Here is a 21,635-nt window from a genome sequence, read left to right on the forward strand (position 1 = left end):
CTGGAGTTCGTCGTCGTAGCCCGCCAGGCCGAAGTCCCAGGCGTTCCACGTCCATTCGCCCCAGCTGACGGAGACCACGCGGTGGCCGTCCTGGGGCCCGCAGTGGTTCGCGCGGAAAACCCCGCACACCCCGCACCCCACAGCCCGCGCGGTTCCGAGGACGGACACCCCCCGGCGCGGCCCCGACCCACCCCCCGGCAGACAGCGCTACCCCAGCCACCCACCAAACAGCCACAGGCCGCCGCAGGCAGCGTGGTCAGCCCGCGAAGGCGGGTTGGGGGAGGCCCTTGCCCGCACCCGGGGAGACCAGGAGGGAGCCTGCCAAGGGGTGAGGAGAGGTCAGGCCCACGCGGGCCGTGGTGATGTAGAGGTCGGTCAGGTCCGGTCCGCCGAAGGCGCAGGCCGTGACGCGGGGGACGGGGAGAGGGAGGACCTGGTCCAGCTCGCCCGTCGGGCCGTAGCGCCGGATCGCCGCACCGTCCCACAGGGCCACCCACACACAGCCCTCCGCGTCGACCGTCAGGCCGTCCGGGTAGCCCGCGCCCTCCTCGACCTCCACCAGCGGGCGGCGGTTCGTCGCGACGCCGTCCTCGAAGTCGAAGACGTCGATACGGCGGGTCGGGGTGTCGACGTAGTACATCAGCCGCCCGTCCGGGCTCCAGCCCGTGCCGTTGCTGACCGTCACGTCGTCCAGGACCGCCGTCACCGCCCCGTCCCCGCCGAAGCGGCTCAGCGTCCCGCCCCCCACCGCCTCGTCGTACCGCATCGTGCCCGCCCACAACGCCCCGTCCGGCGCCACCGCCGCGTCGTTCCCCCGACGCCCCGGCACCACCTCACGGTGCAGCCACCGGAACCCGTCATCGGGGTCGACCAGCCCCACCCCGTCACGGAGGTTGAGGACCAGCCCTCCACCCACCCGCGGCTTCACCGCACCCACGTGCTGTCCCGTGCGCCGCACCGAACGGGCGCCGGAAACGGGGTCGTACCCGTACACCCGCGACCCCAGGATGTCGATCCACAGCAGGCGGCCCGCCGACGCGTCCCACGTCGGCCCCTCCCCCAGCTGCGCCTCCGCCCGTACCGCCACCTCGTACCTCATGCCACGCTCCGATAGCCGAGCCGCTCCGACAGATCCACGGCGCCCTTGGCGGCGAGGTGCTCCAACTCCACCCGCCGCTCGTCGCTCCAGCGGATCATCGGCACCGAGATGGACAACGCGGCGACGACCCGCCCGGTACGGTCCCGAACGGGCGCGGCCACGCAGGAGACGTCCGGGTTGGACTCCCGGTTCTCCACCGCGATCCCCCGCTGCCTGATCCCGGCCAGGGTCTCGCGCAGATCGACCGGGTCGGTGATGCTGTTCGGAGTCATCGCGACCAGCTCGACCCCGTCGGGGATCCGGGCGGCGAGTTCCGGTTCGGGAAGGGAGGCCAGCAGCATCTTGCCCACCGAGGTGCAGTGCGCCGGAAGCCTGCGGCCCGCCGCGGAGACCATGCGCACGGCGTGCGTGGAGTCCACCTTGGCGATGTAGATGACGTCGGTGCCCTCGAGTATCGCCACGTGCACCGTCTCGTCGCAGGTCTCGGCGACGGAGCGGGCGACCTGCTGCCCCTCGGCCGCGAGGTCGAGCTGTTCGGCGTAGCGGCTGCCGAGCTGGTACGGGCGTACACCGAGCCGGTAGCGGCCGGGCTGGCCGGGGACCGGGGCGATGTACCCGCGGGCGGCGAGCGTGGTGACCAGTTCGTGCACGGTCGTACGCGGCAGTTGCAGCTTGCGCACGATGTCGGGGGCGGACAGCGTGCCGTCCCCGTCCAGGAAGAGCTCAAGGATGTCGAGAGCCCGGGTCACGGCGGGTACGAGGCGTCCCACAGACCGGCACCCCCTTCTGTCAGGTCGAATCGTTCGATATTTCAACAGGTGGTCGGAATAACGAACAGGCTACTCGTGAAGGCTTTGCCGGGGCAATGGCCCCGCGGGCGGCGGGATGCGCTCGCGCCCTTCCCCCTGGCGGCCCACCAGGCGCGGACGACGCACGTCGCCGGGCACGGGCCGCTCCGCCCGGTGCCGCCGTTCCGGGCGGGCGGCCCTCGGTGCGTCGACTCCGTGCCGTTCCTGCCGGACGGCCACCGCCCGCGCCGGCGCCCGCGTGGACGACGATGGGTGCCATGCCACCCCGCTCGAAGCTCCCCCCCAGCCCCTTCACCCCCCTGCAGTTCCAGCTCGTCCTGCTGCGCCGGATGGCCGACCACAACCCGGACCTGGTGGCCGCGGCCCGTCGGGAGCTGGGCGCGTCCCTCACCGACATGCGGGAGGCCAACAAGCGTTGGCAGGCGATGCTGCGCTCCCCGCACGCCCGCGCCGCCGCGACCCGCTACCGCTCGGTCCTCGGCGCCCCCGAGTCCACCGTCCCGCGCCGCGTCGGTGACCTGGACTGCGAGGCCCTGCGGTGGGCGGTCCCCCTCTGGCCCGACCTCCGCTTCGAGATCCTGCTCGCCCCGGGCGGCGCCCTGTGGAACGAGTGGCTGGTCCGCGCCCCCGACGCCCGGCCTCCCGCCCTCCGTTCGCTGGCGGACCTCACCCCCTGGTCCTGCACGGTAGACGAGGCCGCCCGCGCCTTCGCCCCCGCCCGCCCCCTGGAGGGCACCGCGCCCACCCGCTGGGGACTGGCGTTCACGGCACCGGACCAGCGGGGGGTACGGCACCGGGTGACGGCGGAGTTCACCTGGGGCCTGCTCCAGCGGACGGCGGTCAGTGACGCCCCGGAAGCCGCGCGGGACCGCCACTGAGGCTGACGTGGAGGCGTCATGCGCACGCCGTTCCCTGGTCGGGTCGTCGGATCGTCGGATCGTCGGATCCGGATGTCCCAGCCAGGTTGGCGAAGGCGTGCGAGCGGAACGTTCGCCGCGTGTTCGGGGAGCGTAAGGATCGGCGTCACGGGCTGGGCGGCGCCCCTTTCGGCAGAGGGCTCTGACTAGAGTCAACTCCATGCCGGAGCACAGGGGGCTCGTCCTGATCGCCGAGGACGAGCGGCACATCGCCGACGTCCAGCGGCGCTAGCTGAGCCGGGAGGGGTTCGGCGTCCACGTGGAGGCCGACGGCACGGCCGCGCTGGCCGCCGCCCGCAGGCTGCGCCCGGTGGCGATCGTGCTGGACATCGCCCTGCCCGGGATGGACGGCGTGACGGTGTGCCGCAGGCTGCGGGAGGGCGACGACTGGACGCCGGTGGTGTTCGTGACGGCGCGCGACGAGGTGGCCGACCGCATCCTCGGCCTGGAGCTGGGCGCCGACGACTACCTGACGAAGCGCTTCTCGCCGCACGAGCTGGTGGCCCGGGTGAAGAGCGTGCTGCGCCGCACGGCGGGCCCCGGCCAGGACTCCGTACGCCGGGTGGGCCGTCTGACCCTGGACACGTCCCGCCGCACCTTGCACGTCGACGGGGACACGCCGCTGGACCGGTACGCGCCAGGACGGCGAGTCCAGGGGCAATTGGCCCCTTTGGCTCACGCTCCCCTGACCAGCGGGGAAGAAGGGCAGGTGCAACGGGAGGCGGGCGGGCGAGCCATGAGCCGAAGTCACCCATCGCCCCCACGACGAGGACGAGGGCGTCCGGGATCGTCAGGCCTCCGCCAGCACCGCCTCCACCACCCGCCGCGCGGACTCCGGATGCAGTGACAGGAAGAGATTGGGCTCGACCAGTTCCAGTTCCATCAGCCGCGGCTCCCCGTCCTCCCCGTCGACGAGGTCGACCCGCGCGTACGTCAGCCGCTCCGCCCCACCCGGCACACAGCCCAGCGCCCGCTCCGCGAGGGCGAGTTCCGCCGCCGTCGGCTCCCACACCTCCAGCCCGGGATGCGCGACCTTCCGCTCGTCGTACGCCACGCCGGGCGCCAGCACCGGCCCCTTCCGGCTGGCGTGCAGCAGCCGGCCGCCGAAGAACTGCAACGCCCGCTCCCCGCGCACGTCGATGCCCCGCATGTACGGCTGCACCATCGCCGTGAACCCCTCGGCGTGCATCCGCCGCACCTGCCGTACGGCGATGACGTGCTCGTCAGGTGCGTACCGGGCGGCGAACCGCGCCCCCGCCCCGGACGTCGGCTTGACGACGAACTCGGAGTCGACCGGCAGGTCGAAGCCCTCCCCCGGCGCCACGTACCGCGTCGGCACCGTGGGCACACCGGCCGCCGCCAGCTCCCCGAGGTACCGCTTGTCGGTGTTCCAGCGCACGACGTCCACCGGATTCACCAGCCGCGTCGCCTTGCCGCACGCCTCCGCCCACGCCAGGAACTCCTCAGCCCGCCAGCTGTAGTCCCACGTGGACCGGATCAGCGCGAGGTCGAAGCCCTCCCACTCCACCCCCGCCTGGTCCCACGCCACCGCCCGGACCTCCGCCCCGGCGCCCTCCAACGCCGCCACCAGGACCGGCATGTCCCGGTCGACACTGACGTCCGGCCGGGGCCGACAGGTGACGAGCGCTATGCGGGGCACGCGGGGTCCTTCCGTGGGGAGCACGATCGCCCGGGAGCGTAACAAGAGGGGAAGAAATCCTCCGTACGGCGGCCCGCGCCCATCGCCTCTCCCTAGCCGGAAGCCAGAGCCAGCCCCAGAGACGCCCCCGAGAGCGCCCAGTAACCCCCGGGGAACGCGATGTTGCCGTACACCCGCGCGCGTACGTGCGCCACCACCGCCCCGCTGAAGAACACCACGAGCCCCGTCGCCGCCGCGACGCCGACCCACCGGGCGCCCAGGAGCCCCAGCAGGAGCCCCGCCGCCCCCGCGGCCTTGAGCGTGCCGAGCCACGGGAGCCACCCGCGGGGGACGCCGACCTCGGCCGAGTTGGCGAGGACGAACTCCGCCTTCGCGAAGTCCGCGGCGGCGATGGCGGCGTTCGCCGCGATGGTGATGACGGTGATGGTCACGTAGGTGACGGAGACGAGCACGGGAGCCCCTTTCGTCGCTGCGCCGCCAGCCTCGCCGAGCGTCCCCCTCGGCCGCCCATACCTGCGCCTATAACCTGACGGCATGGACGTGGACACCCGGCTGCTGCGCTACTTCGTCGCCGTCGCGGAGGAGGGCACCCTCACCCGTGCCGCGGAGCGCCTGTACGTGTCCCAGCCCGCGCTCACCAAGCAGATCCGGCAGCTGGAGGCCCAGCTCGGCGTCCGGCTGTTCAGCCGATCGCGCAGCGGGATGGCCCTGACCGCACCAGGGCGGACGCTCGCGGGCCGCGTCCCCGCCCTGCTCGCCGACTGGGACCGCGCCCTGCGGGACACCCGTGGCGAGGCCAGCCGGGCCGCACGCGTGCTGCGCGTCGGCTTCCTCGCCAGCGCCGCCAACGAGGCCACCCCGCGCCTCGTCGCGGAGTTCGCCCGGCGCCGACCGGGCTGGCGGGCGGAGATGCGGCAGGCCACCTGGGCTGACCCGAGCGCCGGACTCACCGCCGGCACCGTCGACGTCGCCCTGCTGCGGCTGCCCTTTCCCGGCCAGGACGCCCTGCGCACCTCGGTTCTGTTCACCGAGCCCCGCTGGATCGCCCTGCCCACGGGGCATCCGCTCGCGGACCGGGACCGCGGCCCCCTCGCCTTCCGCGACCTCCTGGACGAGCCCTTCGTCGCCGCCCCGCCCGAGACGGGCCCCTGGCGGGACCACTGGCTGGCCGTCGACGAACGCGACGGGCACCCCGTCCGCGTCGGCGCCGTCACCGACCAGCCGGACGACTGGCTCAACGCCATCGCCAACGGCTACGGCATCGCCCTCGCCCCCGCGTCCGCCGCCCGTTTCTACGCCCGCCCCGGCGTCGTCTACCGCCCCGTCAGCGGCGTCAGCCCCAGCCAGGTCGCCGTCGCCTGGGCGTCCGCAGACGACGCCGACCCCGTCGTCCGGGACTTCGTCCGCTGCTGTACGGACCACGCCGTGAACGACGACGCCACCGCCACCTTCCCTCCCGAGGAGTACGCCGCGTGTCCACCCTCTTCCCGGACCTGACCCGCGTTCCCGCCCCCGACCGGCCCGCCCTCCGCTTCGGCGACCGTTCGCTGACCTACGCGGAACTCGCCGCCGCCAGCGGGGCCGTGGCCGACCGGGTGCGGGACGCCCGGCGGGTCGCCGTATGGGCGACGCCCGCGTTGGAGACCGCCGTCGGGGTCGTGGGCGTGCTGCTCGCCGGGGTCGCCGCCGTGCCGCTCAACCCGAAGTCCGGGGACCGGGAGCTGGGGCACGTTCTCCGCGACAGCGCCCCCGAGGTGGTCCTCGCGGCCCCGGGGGACGAGCTGCCCGGCGCCCTCGCCGGCATCGAGCGGTACGACGTCGACGTATGCGCCCACGGTCGGATCCCCGACGTCCACCGCGGACCCTCCGCCCCCGCCCTCGTCGTCTACACCTCCGGCACCACCGGGCCGCCCAAGGGTGCCGTCATCCCGCGTCGGGCCCTCGTCGCCACCCTCGACGGGCTCGCCGACGCCTGGCAGTGGACCGGCGACGACGTGCTCGTGCACGGGCTGCCCCTGTTCCACGTGCACGGGCTGGTGCTGGGGATCCTGGGGCCGTTGCGGCGGGGCGGTGCCGTCCGGCATCTGGGGCGGTTCAGTACCGAGGGTGTCGCCCGGGAGCTGAACGGCGGCGCCACCATGCTCTTCGGGGTGCCGACCATGTACCACCGCATCGCCGAGGCGCTTCCCGCCGAGCCGGAGCTGGTCAAGGGGCTCACCGGCGCGCGGCTGCTCGTCTCCGGGTCCGCCGCGCTTCCCGTGCACGACCACGAGCGCATCGCCACCGCGACCGGGCGCCGGGTCGTCGAGCGGTACGGCATGACGGAGACGTTGATGAACACCAGCGTGCGGGCCGACGGGGAGGCGCGGGCGGGGACGGTGGGGGTGCCGTTGCCGGGGGTCGAGCTGCGGCTCGTGGAGGAGGACGGGGCGCCCGTCACCTCGTACGACGGGGAGACCGTGGGTGAGGTGCAGGTGCGCGGGGAGAACCTGTTCACCGAGTACCTCAACCGCCCCGACGCCACCGCCGCCGCCTTCACCGCCGACGGCTGGTTCCGCACCGGTGACATGGCCGTGCGGGAGGGCGACGGGTACGTCCGGATCGTCGGGCGCAAGGCCACCGACCTGATCAAGAGCGGGGGGTACAAGATCGGGGCCGGGGAGATCGAGAACGCCCTTCTCGAACACCCCGGTGTGCGCGAGGCCGCCGTCACCGGCGAGGCCGATCCCGATCTCGGCGAGCGGATCGTCGCCTGGGTCGTGCCCGGTGACGCCCACGACCCGCCCGGTCTCGACGAGTTGGCCGGTCACGTCGCCCGTCGCCTCGCCCCGCACAAGCGGCCCCGCGTCCTGCGCTACCTCGACGCCCTGCCCCGCAACGACATGGGGAAGATCATGAAGCGGGCCCTCGGCGGCGATGTCGATGGCTGAGCGGTCCCGTCGGCTCTCCGCGCGGTCCGTCATCCGGCTGCTCAGTGAGGAGTTCAGCCCGTTCCCGGACCGGGGCGACCGGCCGCACGCCCCCGACGGTCCCCTCGCCTGGCCCGGCTACGACGCCTCCCGCGCCCGCGCCGCCGAACGCACCGGCGAGGACGAGTCCGTCGTCTGCGGCACCGCGCTGATCGAGGGCACCCGTGCCGTCCTCGTCGTCTGCGAGTTCGGCTTCCTCGGCGGTTCCCTCGGCGAACGCACCGGCGACCGGCTGGAGTCGGCGTACGCGCACGCCCGTGAGCGGCGGCTGCCCGTCGTCGCGCTCGTCGCCACCGGGGGCAGTCGGATGCAGGAGGGCATGGTCGCGCTGACGCAGTTGCAGCGGGTGGCCCGGGAGTCCGCGCTGACGCGGGCCGCCGGGGTGCCGCAGATCGCCGTCCTGCGGGACCCGGCCACCGGTGGCGGCTGGGCCACCCTCGGCACGGGCGCCGACGTCGTCCTCGCCCTGCCCGGCGCGCAGGTCGGCTTCGCGGGCTCCCGGGTCCGCCCGGCGGACGCCGACCCGGCGGCGTACACGGCGGAGGCGCAGGTCGCGGCGGGCGCTGCCGACGCGGTCGTCACGCCTGAGGCGCTGCGGGGCACGCTCGGGCAGTGGCTCCGGCTGCTCACCTCGTCGCCGACCACCGAACCGGCCCCGCCACCTCGCCCCCTCGGTCTCACCGACCCGCCCGCCACCGGCTGGGACGCCGTCCACCGCGCCCGGCACCCGGACCGGCCCCGCGCGTCCCGCTACCTGGACGCCTACTTCACGCACCGGGTCACCGTCTCCGGCGACCGCTGCGGCGGCACCGACCCCACCGGCATCCTCTGCGGGTTCGGGGAGAGCCGTCACGACGGGCGGACCGTCGCGTACGCCGCCCAGACCGGCACCGCCACCCGCCCGGCCGGCTACCGCACCGCCGCCCGGCTGATCCGCCTCGCGGACCGGCTGGGCGTCCCGGTGCTGACCCTGGTCGACACGCCGGGCGCGGCGAACGACGCGGAGGCGGAGCGGCAGGGGGTGGGCCCGGCGATCGCGGACGTGTTCGCGGCCGTGGCGACCGCCCGGACGCCGGTCACCACCCTGGTGATCGGCGAGGGCGGCTCCGGCGGCGCCCTCGCGCTCGCCGCGCCCGGCCACACCTATGCCGCGCCCGACAGTTACTTCTCCGTCATCGCGCCCGAGCTGGCCGCCGCGATCCTCAAGAGGGGCCCGGAAGACACCGAAGTGACCGCCAACCAGCTGAAGATCACGCCGCGGGACCTCGTCCGGCTCGGGCTGGTCCGCCCCCTCTGAACGGCGCGGACGCCGCCTCCCCGTCCCAGGGAGGCGGCGCTCCACTCCGGGTACCCGGATTCAGCGGATCCCCACCGCCCGGGTCACCTCCTGCGTCACCGCGCCGCCCCGGTCGTCCCGCGCCGACGCCCGCAGGGTGACGTACCCGGAGGCGTCCCTCGGCACCCGCAGCACGCCGCGCCAGGACGGCCCGGAGGCGTCCCGCGACAGTTCCACCTCACGCCAGGTCCGCCCCTCGTCGTACGACACCTCCAGCGTCCCGCCGCCGACCGTCCCCGTGCCGGTCGCGTCACGCACGTACTCCGCCCGCAGCCCGACCGGCAGCCGGGAGCCGCCGCGTACCGTCCCCGCGAGGTCGGTGTCGAGGTCGAAGGCCAGGTTGATCAGGGGGAGGTACGTCTGCCGGTCGTCAGGGGCGGCCGACGACCGGAAGGTCCACTCCGTGTGGCCTTCCGTCGCACGCCCCCAGCGGGCGGCGTCCAGGGCCGTGTCGGTGACCACCCGGTAGGTGTGCTCGTCGGCGGGCGCGTCCCCCACGTACGCCGTCGAGCCGCGCCGCCGGTCGACCAGTTCGCCGTCGAGGTACACCTCCGTGGACTGGGTCATGCCGCTGTCGTCGCTCCACACGTCGCCGAAGCCGGTGTGGTCGGGGCCGGAGTCGCCCCAGCCGGGGACGTTGAACTGGAGCTGGTCGCCGGTGCGCTGCTGGCCCCAGCCCAGGCCGGTGCCGAGCCAGGGGTGCCACACCGGGCGGAACCAGTTCAGCTCGCCGCCGTCCCGGTGGTCGACCAGTCCGCCGCGCTGCTCCAGCGCGCCGTCGGCCGTGCTCACCGACTCGTGCCACCGCTGTCCGGCGCCGGTGGAGACGTAGTCGGTGCGCTCGGCGGGGTAGTCGATCCGCTCGGCGAAGCCGATGCCGAGGGGGAAGGTGTCCGTGATCGAGTAGCGGAACTCGCCGCCCTCGGTCGTCCCGGGCCGCACCGCGTGGAAGCGGACGTCCAGCGCGGCCAGGTCGCGGCGCGGGTCGGGCGCGTAGGTCAGGTCCCGGTCGGGGATGCCGCCGGGGTGCCCGTGGGAGAGGTCGTAGACGTACGGGGTGTCGGGGGTGCCGGTCATGTCCACGGTGCGGGTGGCCCGCAGCCGGGCGGCGTCCGCCGCGTTGACCGTGGCGATCTGGAGCGGGCGGTCGGCGTTGTCGTCGGTGCCCCACCAGGCCATGAGCCGTCCGGGGCGGTCGTCGGTGACGAACAGGGCGCGGGCGCCCGCGTCCTGGGCGGCCTGGGCGAGTGCGGGCGGGGGCGTGCCCTGCGGCAGCCGGGCCAGCACCGCCTTGCCCGCCACGCCGTCCAGCGGGCCGTCCCCGACGTCGACCAGCGGCAGCCGCGTCCGGCCCTCGACCAGCGTGCCGCCGGGCTGGACGACCGCCTCGCCGACGCCCGCCACCCGGAGGAGCGGCTTGCCGAGGCGCCACACCGTGCGGTACTCGAAGTCGCCCTGCTCGACGCGTCCGGTGGGCGCCGCGAAGACGCTGTCGTACGTCAACGGGACCTGGACCGCGCCGAACAGGTCGGAGCCGTGCGCGGCGCGGTCGTACTCCATGAGCAGTTGCCGGGTCTCGGTGCGGCGGCCGACGTCGGCGCTGACCTCGCGGAGGGTGCGGCCGTCGAGGGTGATCTCCAGGTCCCGGTCGACGGTGACCTCGGGCGCGGCGAGGAAGCCGAGGCCGAGCGAGTCGGCGCCGTGGCTGCCGCGTACGTCGAGGAAGGAGGTGAGGCTGTACGTCGCCGGGGCGAGCCGGAGCCTGAGGGTGCCGGAGTCGTCGACGTACGCGGGGAACGGGTCGGCGCCCTCGGTGAGCCGCTGGACGACCAGGTCGGCGGGGGTCGCGGCGCCGTCGCGGTCCTTGACGTGGACGGTGAGCGTGTACCGCTCGTCCTCCTTGACCAGCCCGAACGCGGTGTGCGCGAGCGGTGTGCCGTCGGGGGCCGTGGCGGTGATCCGGCCGCTGGTCCGACCGACCGGGGCGTTGGTGCCGTCGCCGGTGACCGTGGTGGTGGCGGTGGAGTGCGCGGGGACGGTGAGGGCGGTGTCGGCCAGGGTGACGACGCCGGGGGCCGCGCCCTCCGTCGACAGGCGCAGCTCGACCGGTTCGGCGGTGGTGTTGGTGTAGGTGAGGGTGCGGGACACCGGCTCGTTGGAGGCGTACGGCCAGCGGACATAGCCGAGGTCGGCGCTGCCGGTGGCGGTGACCGGGGCGGTCACCGCGTCCGGCACGCTGACCCTGCCCGCGCCCAGCTCGTACACCGACGCGTCGAGTCGCTTCGACGTGGACATCAGCGCGTCCTTGAGCTGGGCGCCGGTCCAGTCGGGGTGCCGTTCGGCGAGGAGGGCGGCGACGCCCGCGACGTGCGGGGTCGCCATGGACGTGCCGCTCAGGGAGGTGTAGTCGCCCTCGCCGCCGGTGAGGCGGGAGCGGGCGGCGAGGATGTCGACGCCGGGGGCCGCGAGGTCGGGCTTGAGGGCGTTGTCGCCGTACCGCGGTCCGCCGCTGGTGAAGTAGGCGGCCTGGTCGGCGGCGTCGACCGCGCCGACGGTGAGCGCGGCGTCGGCGGCGCCCGGGGAGCCGATGGACGACGGGGCGCCCGTGTTGCCCGCCGCGACGACGAACAGCGCGCCGGTCTCAGCGGAGAGGGTGTCGACCGCCCGCGCCATCGGGTCGGTGCCGTCGCTGGGCTCGGTGGAGCCGAGGCTCATCGACACGATGTCCGCGCCGACGTCCCGCGCCGCCCACTCCATCCCGGCGATGATCTGCGACTCGCTGCCCGAGCCCTGGTCGCTGAGCACCTTGCCGACGGCGAGCGTGGCCCCCGGCGCGACGCCCCTCTCCGCGCCGCCGGACGCCGCCCCGCTGCCGCCGACCGTGGAGGCGACGTGCGTGCCGTGGCCGTTGCGGTCGGCGACCTCCTCGCCCTCGACGAAGCTCTCGGCGCGGTCGATCCGTCCGGCGAGGTCGGGGTGGCCCGCGTCGACGCCGGAGTCCAGGACGGCGACGGTGACGCCCTTCCCGGTCAGTCCGGCCTCCCAGGCCGCCGCCGTACCGATCTGCGCGTTGCTCTCCGCCATCGCGGCACGCACCCGGCCGTCGAGCCACACGCCCTCGACCCCGGCCGCCCCCCGCGTGAACCCGCGCCAGAAGTCCCGCCCCTTCGCCGCCGCCACGGCCGCCCCGCGCACACTGGGCAGCGCCCGTTCACGGCGCGCCCCCGGCGGTTCGGCGGCGGCCCGCGCGCCCTTGCCGTAGGTCACGATCAGCGGCAGCTCGGCGGTCCGGGCGTCGGCGAACCCCTGCCGGATCAGCCCGCTGACGTCGAACAGCCGCGCGTCGAGGGTGCCCGCCCGCAGATACGGCAGCGCCTCGTCCGGTACGACGGTGAGGGCGCCGTCCGCCACCTGGGTGCGCACGGCGCCGGTGGCCCCCGGCGGACGCGCCACGGTGACCGTCCGCTTCCCGGCGCCGACCTCGGTGACGGTCACCTGGTCGCCGGTGACGAGGGTGACGGTGCGGGAGTCCGCCGCCGCTGCCGTACGGGGGGTCGTCTCGGCGGCCCCGGACGCCGGGGCCACCGGCGCCAGCGCGACCACGAGCCCCGTCGACAGGAGGATCGCCCCACGTCTGACTGGTCCTGTGTTCATCCACGCCTCTCTTCGTCGAGTCCTCGTCGAACGAGTGCTGCGACGAGTGTCAGGCGGCGTGTGGCGCACGGGACTTGGGGGGCGGTGGCGGATAGGCGCCCTGGCGGGTTTCCGCCAGGGCGGGGGCCGGGAGTGGGACGGTGGCGGTGCCGTCCGGTGAATCCGGTACGCCGTCAAGTGCCGTCCGTAACAATGGGATCCGGCTAGGTCACACACCACGGGGAGCGGTCGCCGCCATGGACGGAATGCTGGAGTTCAGGACCGAGGACGGCGCGCTGGTCGTCGTGGAGGGCGCCGTGGACGGGTCCGGGGCGCGGCTGGTGTCCCGGGGCGGGCGGCCCGCACAGGCGGCGCGCACGTTCGAGGCCGCCTTGGACGGGGTGCGGGCGGCGGCCGAGTCCGCGCTGCGGGTCTTCCGGGACGGCTCGCTGCGGCCCGACTCGGTGGAGCTGGAGTTCGGGGTGAGGCTGAGCGCGGAGACCGGCGCGGTCATCGCCAAGGGGTCGGCGGAGGGGCACCTGCTGGTGCGGCTGAGCTGGTCACCGTCCCCCCGTACGCCGGAGGAGACCGCCGCCCGTACGCCGGAGGAGACCGCCCCCGTCTCATGAGCAGCGCATCCTGGCACGCCCGTATCCACTGCGGGCACGAGGTCGGAGCGGGGTTCCTCATCTCCCCGCGCGCGGTCCTGACCTGCGCCCACGTGGTCCGCGACCGGGACACGGCCGCCGTCACCGTCGCCTTCCCGCACGCCGACGGGCTCGGCGAGCTGACCGCCACCGTCGTCGCGGACGGCGGCTGGGGCGGGCGGGACACCGACCCGGGCGACCTCGCGGTCCTGGAGCTGGAGCGCGCGGTGTCCCTCACCCCGGCCGAGTTCGCGGCGCCCGGTGACGCCTACGGCGACCCGCCGCGCAGGCTCCTCGTGTACGGCTTCCCCGACCACTACGACGAGGGCACCCTCGCCGAGTACCGCGCCACCGCCGAGCAGCGCATCGCGGGCGAGTGGGTCCAGTTGGAGGCGTGGAACGCGCACGGCCAGCCGCTCGCCCCCGGGTTCAGCGGGGCGGCGGCCGTCCTCGCCGACTCCGGCCGCGTCGTCGGGATGGTGTCGGCGGCGGCCGGGGACCCGGGCGTCCGCAACGGCCGGATGCTGCCCGCGCCGGTCATGGCCCGCTACTGGTCCGAGCTGGGCGAGCTGATACCGACCGGCGGGCTCGGACGGGGCGAGAAGCAGGCCCTGCGGCGGCTCGTCGAGGCGGCGGAGCGGGCCGGGGCCGCCTGCGGGCCCGAGCAGCTGTTCCGGGACTCGGTGGATCCGGTGACCGGGCCGCCGGTGCCGCCCGGTGGGTTCCCGTCGCTGTGGGCGGCCGTCTGGTACCTGTGCTGGGAGGTCGAGGACCCGCGCGCGGTGGCACGGTTCGCCGGGCACCTCGCCGACTTCGTGGACGACCCCGCCATCCGGCACGCCCTGCAACGCTGGCGCAGGCGGTACGCCGGGGCCGGGGAACACCCCGCCGGGGAGCGGCGCCCGGCCGGGGCGGCGCCCGGCTCCGCCCCGTGGTCGCCGATCGTGGTGGAGCTGGAGCGCAGCGGGGCGGGGCGGCACCAGGTGCTGGTCGAGGTGTCCGCGTACCGCGACGGCCGCCGCTGGGTGGTCGGGGCGCGCAGTCTGCCCCGGGGCAAGGTGCGGCCGTACGTCCTGGAGCGGGTCGACGAGGCGTTCCACGAACTGCGGCCCGGCGCCCAGGTGCTCATCGCGTTCCTGCTGCCCCGGGAGTGGCTGAACGAGCCGGTGGCGCACTGGCGGCGCGGCAGGGACGATCCCAGCCCGCTGGGGTGTCTGTACCCGCTGGTCGTGGTGGACCGGGAGCGGCGGCACCGGGGCGGGCTGCGGCACGGGCTCGCGCAGAAGTGGGAGCGGCTCGACGCGCGGGAGCGTGCCGAGCTGTACCGCGTCGAGTGCGGCAGCGACGAGGACCAGGGCAAGCTCACCGTCAGACTGTGGGAGGACGGCGAGATGGTCGGTTTCACCGCACCGCCGCGGACCGCCCGGATGAAGCGGCTGTTCGCCGCCGGGCTCAACGGCTCGGTCCCCGTCATGCTGTGGCCGCGCACCGGCTGCGACGCGGGCCACGACGACGGTGAGCGGTGCGCCGGGACCACGTTCCTGGACTCGCTCACCGAGTACCTCGCGGGGCTCGCGCCGTCCGAACTGCCCGCTCACATCCGTACGTTGCGCAAGACGGTGTACCTGTCACCGGATCCCGAACAGCACTGGGCGAAGGACGTCACCCTGCTGTGGGAGGACCCCCGGTGTTTCCCGGAGACACCCGGCCACGCCCGCTCCCCCGTCGGCTGAGCAGCCGTCGTCCGACGCCCCGGGAACCCCGAGCACCGAGGAGAACGCATGTCCCTGTGGCCCGTCTACACCGGCACGGGAGAACCGCACGACGGCATCGCCGAGCTGCCCCCGCCGCCGCCCTGGCGCGACTTCGACGGCGGCCCCGGGCTGCCGACCCCCGCCGAGGACGACGACCGGGCGGCCACCTCCCCCGACCGCAGGCACCGCGCCCGCACCTACCGGGCGACCCCGGACAGCGTCCAGCTGGTCAACGCGGCCCTGTACCTGCGGCGCCCGCTGCTGGTGACGGGGCCGCCGGGAAGCGGGAAGTCGTCCCTCGCCTACGCGGTCGCGCGGGAACTGCGGCTGGGTCCGGTGCTGCGCTGGAACATCACCAGCCGCACCACCCTCCACGACGGCCTCTACCAGTACGACCCCCTGTCCCGCCTCTACGCCGCCGGACACGCCGCCGCCACCCCGGCCGCGCCGCCCCCCGGGACCGACCTCCAGGACCATCTGCGCCTCGGCCCGCTGGGCACGGCGCTGCTGCCGTACCAGCGCCCCCGGGTGCTGCTCGTCGACGAGATCGACAAGAGCGACCTCGACCTCCCCAACGACCTGCTGAACATCCTGGAGGAGGGCCAGTACGAGATCCCGGAGCTGGTCCGCGCCGCCCGGCACACCCCCGAGGCGGAGGTGATGGTCGACGGCACGGACGACCGGGTGACCGTGCGGCGGGGGCGGGTGCGCTGCCGGGCGTTCCCGTTCACCGTCCTCACCAGCAACGGCGAACGCGAGTTCCCGCCCGCCTTCCTGCGCCGCTGCGTCCGGCTCCAGCTGCGCCAGCCCCGCGACGCCCACCTCGTGGAGATCGTCCGCGCGCACCTGGGGGAACCCGACGCCTACGCCCAGACCCTCATCGACCGCTTCCTCGCCCGGGGAGCCGACGGTGAGCTGGCCACCGACCAGTTGCTCAACGCCATCTACCTGGCGGGCGCGGCGGGGCTCGACACCGGCTCCCGTGACGAACTGGCCGAGCAGCTGATGCCGTACCTGAGCCCGACGCCCGACAGCGATGCGTTCTGAGGGGGAGCGGGACGCGGGCGGCGCCGGTCTCGACCGGCTCGCCGGTGTGCTCGCCGAGGCCCGGGGCGGGGTGCCGCCCACGTCCGTGGAGCTGGCGGAGGTGCTCTGGCTGGCCCGGCACACGGCGCCGCTGCCGCCGGAGCCGACGGTCCCCCCGCCGCCCTCGTCGCTGCCGCCGTCCAGCGTGCCGGGCGAGCCCGCGCCGACGCCCGCGCCCCCGGGCCCGCCGCCCGCCGCACCGCCCCCGCCCGCGCCCGCGGGGGAACGCCGCGTCCCCCTGCGGCTGCCCGACCGCGCACCCCCCGAGGCCGCCCCGCTGACCGGCGCCGCCGACACCGCCCCGCACACCCGCCTCCTGGCGCCCGCGCCCCCGATGCTGGCCCGCCCGCTCGCCCTGCAACGCGCCCTGCGCCCCCTCAAGCGCCGGACCCCCTCCCCCGTCCGGCGGGAACTGGACGAGGAGGCCACCGCCCACCGCATCGCCCGGCTCGGCGCCCGCCCCGAGTGGTGGCTGCCGGTGCTCCGGCCCGCCGCCGAACGCTGGCTCGCGCTCCACCTGGTGGAGGACGCCGGGCCGACGATGCCGGTGTGGCGGCCCCTCGTCCGGGAACTGCACGCCGCCCTCGCCCAGTCCGGGGTGTTCCGCACCGTGGAGCTGCACCGCGCGGACGCCGACGGCGGGGTGCGGCCCGGCCTCCACCCGGCCGCCGACGGCCGCACCGTCACCCTGCTGGTCAGCGACTGCATGGGCCCGCAGTGGTGGGAGGGCGCGGCGGGTGCCCGCTGGTACCGCACCCTCCGGTACTGGGCGGAGCACATGCCGCTGGCCGTCGTACAGCCGCTGCCCGAGCGGCTCTGGCGGGACACCGCGCTGCCGACCACGGCGGGGCTGTTCGCCGCCCCGGCACCGGCCGCGCCCACGGCGGCGCTCTCCTTCGCGCCGTACTCCTCCGAACCCGAGCCGGGGGCGCTGGCGGTGCCCGTCCTGGAACCGGCGGCGACCTGGCTGGCGCACTGGTCCGCGCTGGTCGCCGACCCGGGCGCGGCCCGGCTCCCCGGCGCCGCGGCGCTGCTGCCGCGCCGCCCCACGGCCACCTGCCCGGACGACGGCCGGGCGCGCCGGGACGTGACGCGGCTGCCCGCCGGGGAACTGGTCCTGCGGTTCCGCTCGACCGCCTCCGCCGAGGCGTTCCGGCTGGCCGGGCACCTGGCCGTGGGCGAGCCGCATCTGCCGGTGATGCGGCTGGTCCAGGCGGCCGTCGAACCGCACCCGCGTCCGCAGCACCTGGCGGAGGTGATCCTCAGCGGGATGCTCACCAGCACCGGGCCGGGCCGGTACGCCTTCCGGCCGGGCGTCCGCGAGCTGCTGCTGCGCACCCTGCCGCGCACCGCCCGGGGCCGCACCACCGAACTCCTCGCCCGCGTGGGCGCGTTGATCGACGCGCGGGCCGGTGTGACCGCCGGGGAGTTCCGGGCCCTCGCGCCCCGGCAGGGGGGAGCGGGCGAGGCCCACCGGGAGAGCGAGCCGGTGGCCATGGTCCGCGAGGCCAGCGTCCGGCAGCTGTCGGGACCGGCGGCCGAGGGGGAAGTGGTCGCGGGGCGCTACCGGCTGGTGGAGCGGCTCGGGAGCGGCGGCACGCTGTGGCGGGCCGTGGACCCGCGGGGGAAGGGCCGGCCCGTCGTGGTGCAGCGGTTCACCACCCGGGGGGCCCGGGAGGCCGCCGACTTCCTGGCGGCGGCCCGGGCGCTGGACGACCTCCGGGGCAGGCACGTGGTCACCGTCGAGGACTACGGCGTGGACGAGGAGACCGGGGCCGCCTATCTGGTCACCGAGTACGTGGCGGCGAACAGTCTGCGGAGCTTCCTCGCCGCGCACGACGGCAGGCTCCCCGCCGACGTCCTCCTGGACCTGGTTCCCCAACTGGCCTTGGCGCTCGGGTCCGTACACGCCGGGAAGGTGTCGCACGGCGCCCTCTCGTCGTCGTACGTCATGCTCAGTGAGCGCGGCCCGGTCCTGAGCCGGTTCTCGCTGCGCCCGCACACCGCGGCGAGCCGCCGGGCCGACCTTGCGGCGCTCGGCCGTCTCCTCCGGGAGACGGGGCGCGGCACCTCCTTGCGCGAGCACGTGCGCTCCGAGTTCCAGACGGCCGTCAACGGTCTGCTCTCCGGGAGCGAGCCACTCCAGCGGGACGGTCTGGAACGGCTGACCAGGCTGAGCCCGCCCGACCGGGCTCCGGTCCAGTTCTTCTTCCTCGGTCCGCTGCGGATCTATCGCGACGGGGAGCCCCTCGCCCCCGTCTCCGGCCGGGCGCAGGCCATGCTGTGGATGCTGCTGCGGCAGCCGGGGCGGCGGGTCCCGGACGGCGAACTCGCCGCGGGCCTGTGGGGGGACCAGCCGCCGAAGGACACCCACGGGACGCTGGCGGCGTACGCCTCCCGGATCCGCCGCGCCGTGGGCGACGACGTCCTGGTGCGCGAAGGCGACGGCTACACCGTGCCCCCGGACCGGGCCGACGTCGACGTGCTGCGCTGCGAGGAGTACCTCAGGGCCGCGACCGACGCGCGGCGGGAACATGGGCTTGATCTCGTCGAGTACGCCCTCGGCCCGTGGTGGGACGGTCCCCTGGACGGCGTACCGGGTCCCGCGGCGGCAGCGGACCGGGACCGCCTGCACCGCCTGCACCGCACCCTGCGCGCCCTGCGCGCGGAGCTGCGTCTGGAGCTGGGGCGGGTCGAGGAAGCCCTGGACGACCTCGCCTCACTCGTCCGCGAAGCCCCCACCGACGAGGACGTCCGACGCCTCCACATGCGCGCGCTGTTCCGGCGGGAACACGCCGTCGCCGCCGTCGAGAGCTACGAGGACTTCCTGGCGTCCGGCGGCACACCGGGCACGGACACCCGGCGGCTGTACCAGGAACTGCGCGCGGCCGTCGAGCCTGGCGAGAGGACCGCCCCGGCGCACACCGCGGTGCTCGTCGAACTCGCCGACCCCGAGCACGAGGACACCCGGCTGGCCCTCGGCCGCGCGGTCAACCGGCTGATCGACGTCAGCGGCCTCACGGCGCTGGACTGCGAGCTGTCGTCCAGGCCGGACGGGTACGAGGTCCTGGTGCGGACGGAGTCCGCCGCCAAGCGGCTCCTGACCGCCACCGTGCGGCGGTTGGCGGACGCGGTCGCGGAGCTGGTGCCCGGCGTGCCCCGGCTGGTGGTGACGTTCCGGCCCGCCCGCGCGCGCCCCGAGAGGGACCGGGACGTGCTGCGCCGAGTCCTCGACACCCACGGGGCGGACGCCGTGGTCGGCGTCACCCATGAACTGCACACCGAGCTCTCCCCTCTGGAGCACGTCGGCCTGCGCATCGACACGTCGCCGCCCACCTTCTGGTACACGCTGCTGTACGTGCCGGTGGCCGCCTCGGACGGCGGCCCGGAGCACCCGGTGCGCGGCCCCCGGCCCCTGCCCGCCGAGGAGGTGGCCAGGGAGTTGGCCGGGGAGCCGCCCTCCCCCGGCCCGCACCGGGTCGTCGTCTACGTCCGCCCCGACGGCACGGCGACCCTGGACGGCCCCGGCGGCGCGACAGCGCCCGGCTGGCACTACTACGACGTCAGCCTCGTCGAGCGCAGCGTCTTCGTCAGCCGCAGCCCCCGCACCTGGGCGGCGGTACGGGTCGTCGACCCGGTCGAGGCCGTGCGCCACTCCGTCGGGGACCTCCCGGCGCGGCTCGCCGAGCGGCTGGACGAGGAGAGCGGCCGACTGCCGAGCCCGCTGGACGTGGAGAAGCTCGAACGCCGCCTGCTGCGCTGGAAGCTGCCCGGCTACGCGGTCCGGTGGCTGATCTCACCGTCCGCGGTGCCACGCCGGAGCACCGTGCGGTCCGACCTCGTCGAGACGCTCACCACCGCCGAGTGCTTCCTGCTGGGCTTCGACGGCACCCTGGTGGACCTCTACCCCACCACCCGGGCCTCCCGGGCGGCGGTCCGGGAGCTGACCTCGCTGGTCACCGACCTCCAGCAGCCGGGCGAGGTGGTGGTCGGGGTGCCGCTGCTGGCCGGAATGCCGCTCCGGGAGGACGGGACGCACCCCGTGGACGTCCTGCGTGCCGTCGTCCGCCACCCCCGCCTCGCCCACCCCCTGGCCGAACGTCTCGCCGCCCTCGAAACCCAGGCCCTGGACACCGCGCGCCCCGTCGACGGCGCCTACCGGCTCATCCACGCCCTGAAGCGGTCGGGCCTCCCGGTCTCCGTCGTGTCGGACGCGGACCCGCGGGTGATCGCGGCCTACCTGAGGAGCCGTTCGCTCGACGAGCACACCGGGATCCTGGGCCGTGGCCGCCCGTACCGCCTGCTGCCGGACCCCGACGTCCTCCGGCGTGCCCTGCTCCCCACCCGGACGCCCCCGCGGCACGCGGTCCTGATCGGCTCGACCCATGTGGAACTGGCCGCCGCCCGGGACCTCGGGGTGCCGTTCGTCGGACACGCGGCCGATGAGCGGGCCCGGGCCGCGCTGGTGGCCGCCGGTGCGGTGCTCGCGGTGCCGAGCCTGGCGGACCTGGCGGACGTCGTCCGGCGGCGGCGGTGACCGCGCCCGCCCCACACCACCCGGTCAGCGGCACCCCGCCCGGCCCCCTCCAACAGGCGCCCTCGGTACCGCCTGCCCACCATGCGAAGAGGGACCGCCACCAAGCAGCCCACGGTCTGCGCCCTCGGGAGGAACTGCGATGACCGCCAGTCTGGAGCAGCTGCGCCGCTGCCACTTCGCCGTCGACCTGGGCGCCGCCCGCACCCGTGTCTATGTGAAGGGCTCCGGACTGGTCGTCGACCAGCCGTCCGTCGCCGCCGTGAACACCCGGACCGGCGCGCTGATCGCGGTGGGTGAGTTCGCGGAGCGGATGACGGGCCGCACCCCCAGCTACATCCGGGTCGTCCGGCCGGTGTCGGGCGGCACGGTCGTCGACATCGAGATGGCCCAGCGGATGCTGCGGCACCTGCTCGGTGACAAGGTGCGCCGCGCGCTGCGCCGCAAGCCCCGGCTGCGGGCGGCCTGCTGCACCCCGCACGACGCGGACCCGCTGGCGCAGCGCGCGGCGATCGAGACACTGGTGGGGCTCGGGGCGCGGCGGGTGGAGCTGGTGGACACGCTGATCGCCGCCGCGGTGGGCTGCGGGCTGCCGGTGGAGCAGCCGGAGGCGACGATGGTGCTGGTGTGCGGGGCGGCGACGACGCAGGTCGCGGTGTTGTCGCTGGGCGCGATCGTGACGGCCGAGCGGATCCCGGTGGGCGGGGAGGCCGTGGACCACGCGATCGTGCAGCACCTGCGGCTCGAACACGAGCTGATCCTGCCGAGCCAGTCGGTACGGCCGCTCACCCTCGCCCTGTCCGGCAACGGCCTCACCCCGCAGGGCCCGGCGTCCACGGAGATCCACGGCCGCGACGTCGCCACCGGCCTGGCGCGCAGTGTGCGGGTGGAGACGGCGGCCGTGCGGGACGCCATCCAGACGCCGCTGACGGCCGTCCTCGACGGTATCGGCAAGGTGCTGCGGGACTGTCCGCCCGATCTGGTGGCCGACCTCGCCGACCGCGGGATCATGATGGTCGGCGGCAGCGCGCTGCTGCCCGGCTTCGACCAGATGCTGCGGCAGGCCACCGGAATGCCGGTGCACATCGCGGAACGGCCGGACGTGTGCGCCGTACAGGGGCTGGGTTACATGCTGGAGGGGCGGATCCAGCCGCTGGCGCTCGATCCGCTCAGCACCGACTGAACCGGCGC

15 protein-coding genes are annotated in these 21,635 nt (G+C 75.4%); 10 read left to right on the forward strand and 5 right to left on the reverse strand.

The window, feature by feature from the left end:
• Positions 1 to 256 precede the first annotated feature (256 nt).
• Positions 257 to 1,099, reverse strand: a complete 843-nt coding sequence (locus tag ABZ659_RS10985) for an SMP-30/gluconolactonase/LRE family protein (protein ID WP_360216354.1) — start codon at positions 1,097 to 1,099, stop codon at positions 257 to 259.
• Positions 1,096 to 1,869, reverse strand: a complete 774-nt coding sequence (locus tag ABZ659_RS10990) for an IclR family transcriptional regulator (protein WP_360216357.1) — start codon at positions 1,867 to 1,869, stop codon at positions 1,096 to 1,098. Before ABZ659_RS10990 ends, ABZ659_RS10985 begins: the two co-directional genes overlap by 4 nt.
• A gap of 296 nt (positions 1,870 to 2,165) precedes the next feature.
• Here ABZ659_RS10990 and ABZ659_RS10995 point away from each other — a divergent pair, with 296 nt between their 5' ends.
• Both ABZ659_RS10995 and ABZ659_RS11000 read left to right on the forward strand, forming a co-directional pair.
• Positions 2,166 to 2,786, forward strand: a complete 621-nt coding sequence (locus ABZ659_RS10995) for a hypothetical protein (protein WP_360216360.1) — start codon at positions 2,166 to 2,168, stop codon at positions 2,784 to 2,786.
• A gap of 271 nt (positions 2,787 to 3,057) precedes the next feature.
• Positions 3,058 to 3,672 carry a response regulator gene (locus tag ABZ659_RS11000; RefSeq protein ID WP_360216885.1) on the forward strand — a complete coding sequence of 205 codons (615 nt, stop codon included), beginning with the start codon at positions 3,058 to 3,060 and terminating at the stop codon, positions 3,670 to 3,672.
• Here the strand turns inward: ABZ659_RS11000 and ABZ659_RS11005 are convergent.
• Positions 3,616 to 4,485 (reverse strand): hypothetical protein, encoded by an 870-nt coding sequence (locus ABZ659_RS11005; protein ID WP_360216362.1) that lies wholly within the window; start codon positions 4,483 to 4,485, stop codon positions 3,616 to 3,618. The genes ABZ659_RS11000 and ABZ659_RS11005 overlap by 57 nt on opposite strands.
• Before the next feature lie 92 nt (positions 4,486 to 4,577).
• Entirely contained in the window at positions 4,578 to 4,937 is a 360-nt protein-coding gene (locus ABZ659_RS11010; RefSeq protein ID WP_360216365.1) for a DoxX family protein, read from the reverse strand.
• Between the two features lie 82 nt (positions 4,938 to 5,019).
• On the opposite strand from ABZ659_RS11010, the gene ABZ659_RS11015 reads away from it, so the two are divergent.
• From ABZ659_RS11015 to ABZ659_RS11025, 3 genes are read left to right on the forward strand one after another with little or no spacing between them, the layout of a single operon-like run.
• Complete coding sequence (locus ABZ659_RS11015; RefSeq protein WP_360216368.1) at positions 5,020 to 5,982, forward strand: LysR family transcriptional regulator; 963 nt, start codon at positions 5,020 to 5,022, stop codon at positions 5,980 to 5,982.
• Positions 5,958 to 7,415: an acyl-CoA synthetase gene (locus ABZ659_RS11020; RefSeq protein WP_360216371.1), complete on the forward strand. Its 1,458-nt coding sequence runs from the start codon at positions 5,958 to 5,960 to the stop codon at positions 7,413 to 7,415. Before ABZ659_RS11015 ends, ABZ659_RS11020 begins: the two co-directional genes overlap by 25 nt.
• Positions 7,408 to 8,751 carry a carboxyl transferase domain-containing protein gene (locus ABZ659_RS11025; protein WP_360216374.1) on the forward strand — a complete coding sequence of 448 codons (1,344 nt, stop codon included), beginning with the start codon at positions 7,408 to 7,410 and terminating at the stop codon, positions 8,749 to 8,751. Before ABZ659_RS11020 ends, ABZ659_RS11025 begins: the two co-directional genes overlap by 8 nt.
• Before the next feature lie 60 nt (positions 8,752 to 8,811).
• Here the strand turns inward: ABZ659_RS11025 and ABZ659_RS11030 are convergent, their stop codons facing one another.
• Entirely contained in the window at positions 8,812 to 12,444 is a 3,633-nt protein-coding gene (locus ABZ659_RS11030; protein WP_360216377.1) for a S8 family serine peptidase, read from the reverse strand.
• Positions 12,445 to 12,680: 236 nt separating this feature from the next.
• Here ABZ659_RS11030 and ABZ659_RS11035 point away from each other — a divergent pair, with 236 nt between their 5' ends.
• The 5 genes from ABZ659_RS11035 (at position 12,681) to ABZ659_RS11055 (ending at position 21,627) form a co-directional block, all read left to right on the forward strand.
• Entirely contained in the window at positions 12,681 to 13,052 is a 372-nt protein-coding gene (locus ABZ659_RS11035) for a CU044_2847 family protein (RefSeq protein ID WP_360216380.1), read from the forward strand.
• Positions 13,049 to 14,803 (forward strand): trypsin-like peptidase domain-containing protein, encoded by a 1,755-nt coding sequence (locus ABZ659_RS11040; protein ID WP_360216383.1) that lies wholly within the window; start codon positions 13,049 to 13,051, stop codon positions 14,801 to 14,803. Before ABZ659_RS11035 ends, ABZ659_RS11040 begins: the two co-directional genes overlap by 4 nt.
• 48 nt (positions 14,804 to 14,851) lie before the next feature.
• Complete coding sequence (locus ABZ659_RS11045; protein ID WP_360216386.1) at positions 14,852 to 15,871, forward strand: MoxR family ATPase; 1,020 nt, start codon at positions 14,852 to 14,854, stop codon at positions 15,869 to 15,871.
• Positions 15,861 to 20,447 carry an SAV_2336 N-terminal domain-related protein gene (locus ABZ659_RS11050; RefSeq protein WP_360216389.1) on the forward strand — a complete coding sequence of 1,529 codons (4,587 nt, stop codon included), beginning with the start codon at positions 15,861 to 15,863 and terminating at the stop codon, positions 20,445 to 20,447. Before ABZ659_RS11045 ends, ABZ659_RS11050 begins: the two co-directional genes overlap by 11 nt.
• Positions 20,448 to 20,586: 139 nt before the next feature.
• Positions 20,587 to 21,627, forward strand: coding sequence for a rod shape-determining protein (locus ABZ659_RS11055; RefSeq protein WP_360216391.1), 1,041 nt, complete (start codon positions 20,587 to 20,589; stop codon positions 21,625 to 21,627).
• Positions 21,628 to 21,635 lie beyond the last annotated feature (8 nt).

This window comes from Streptomyces sp. NPDC006997 (assembly GCF_040635175.1).
Classification (GTDB): Bacteria; Actinomycetota; Actinomycetes; order Streptomycetales; family Streptomycetaceae; genus Streptomyces.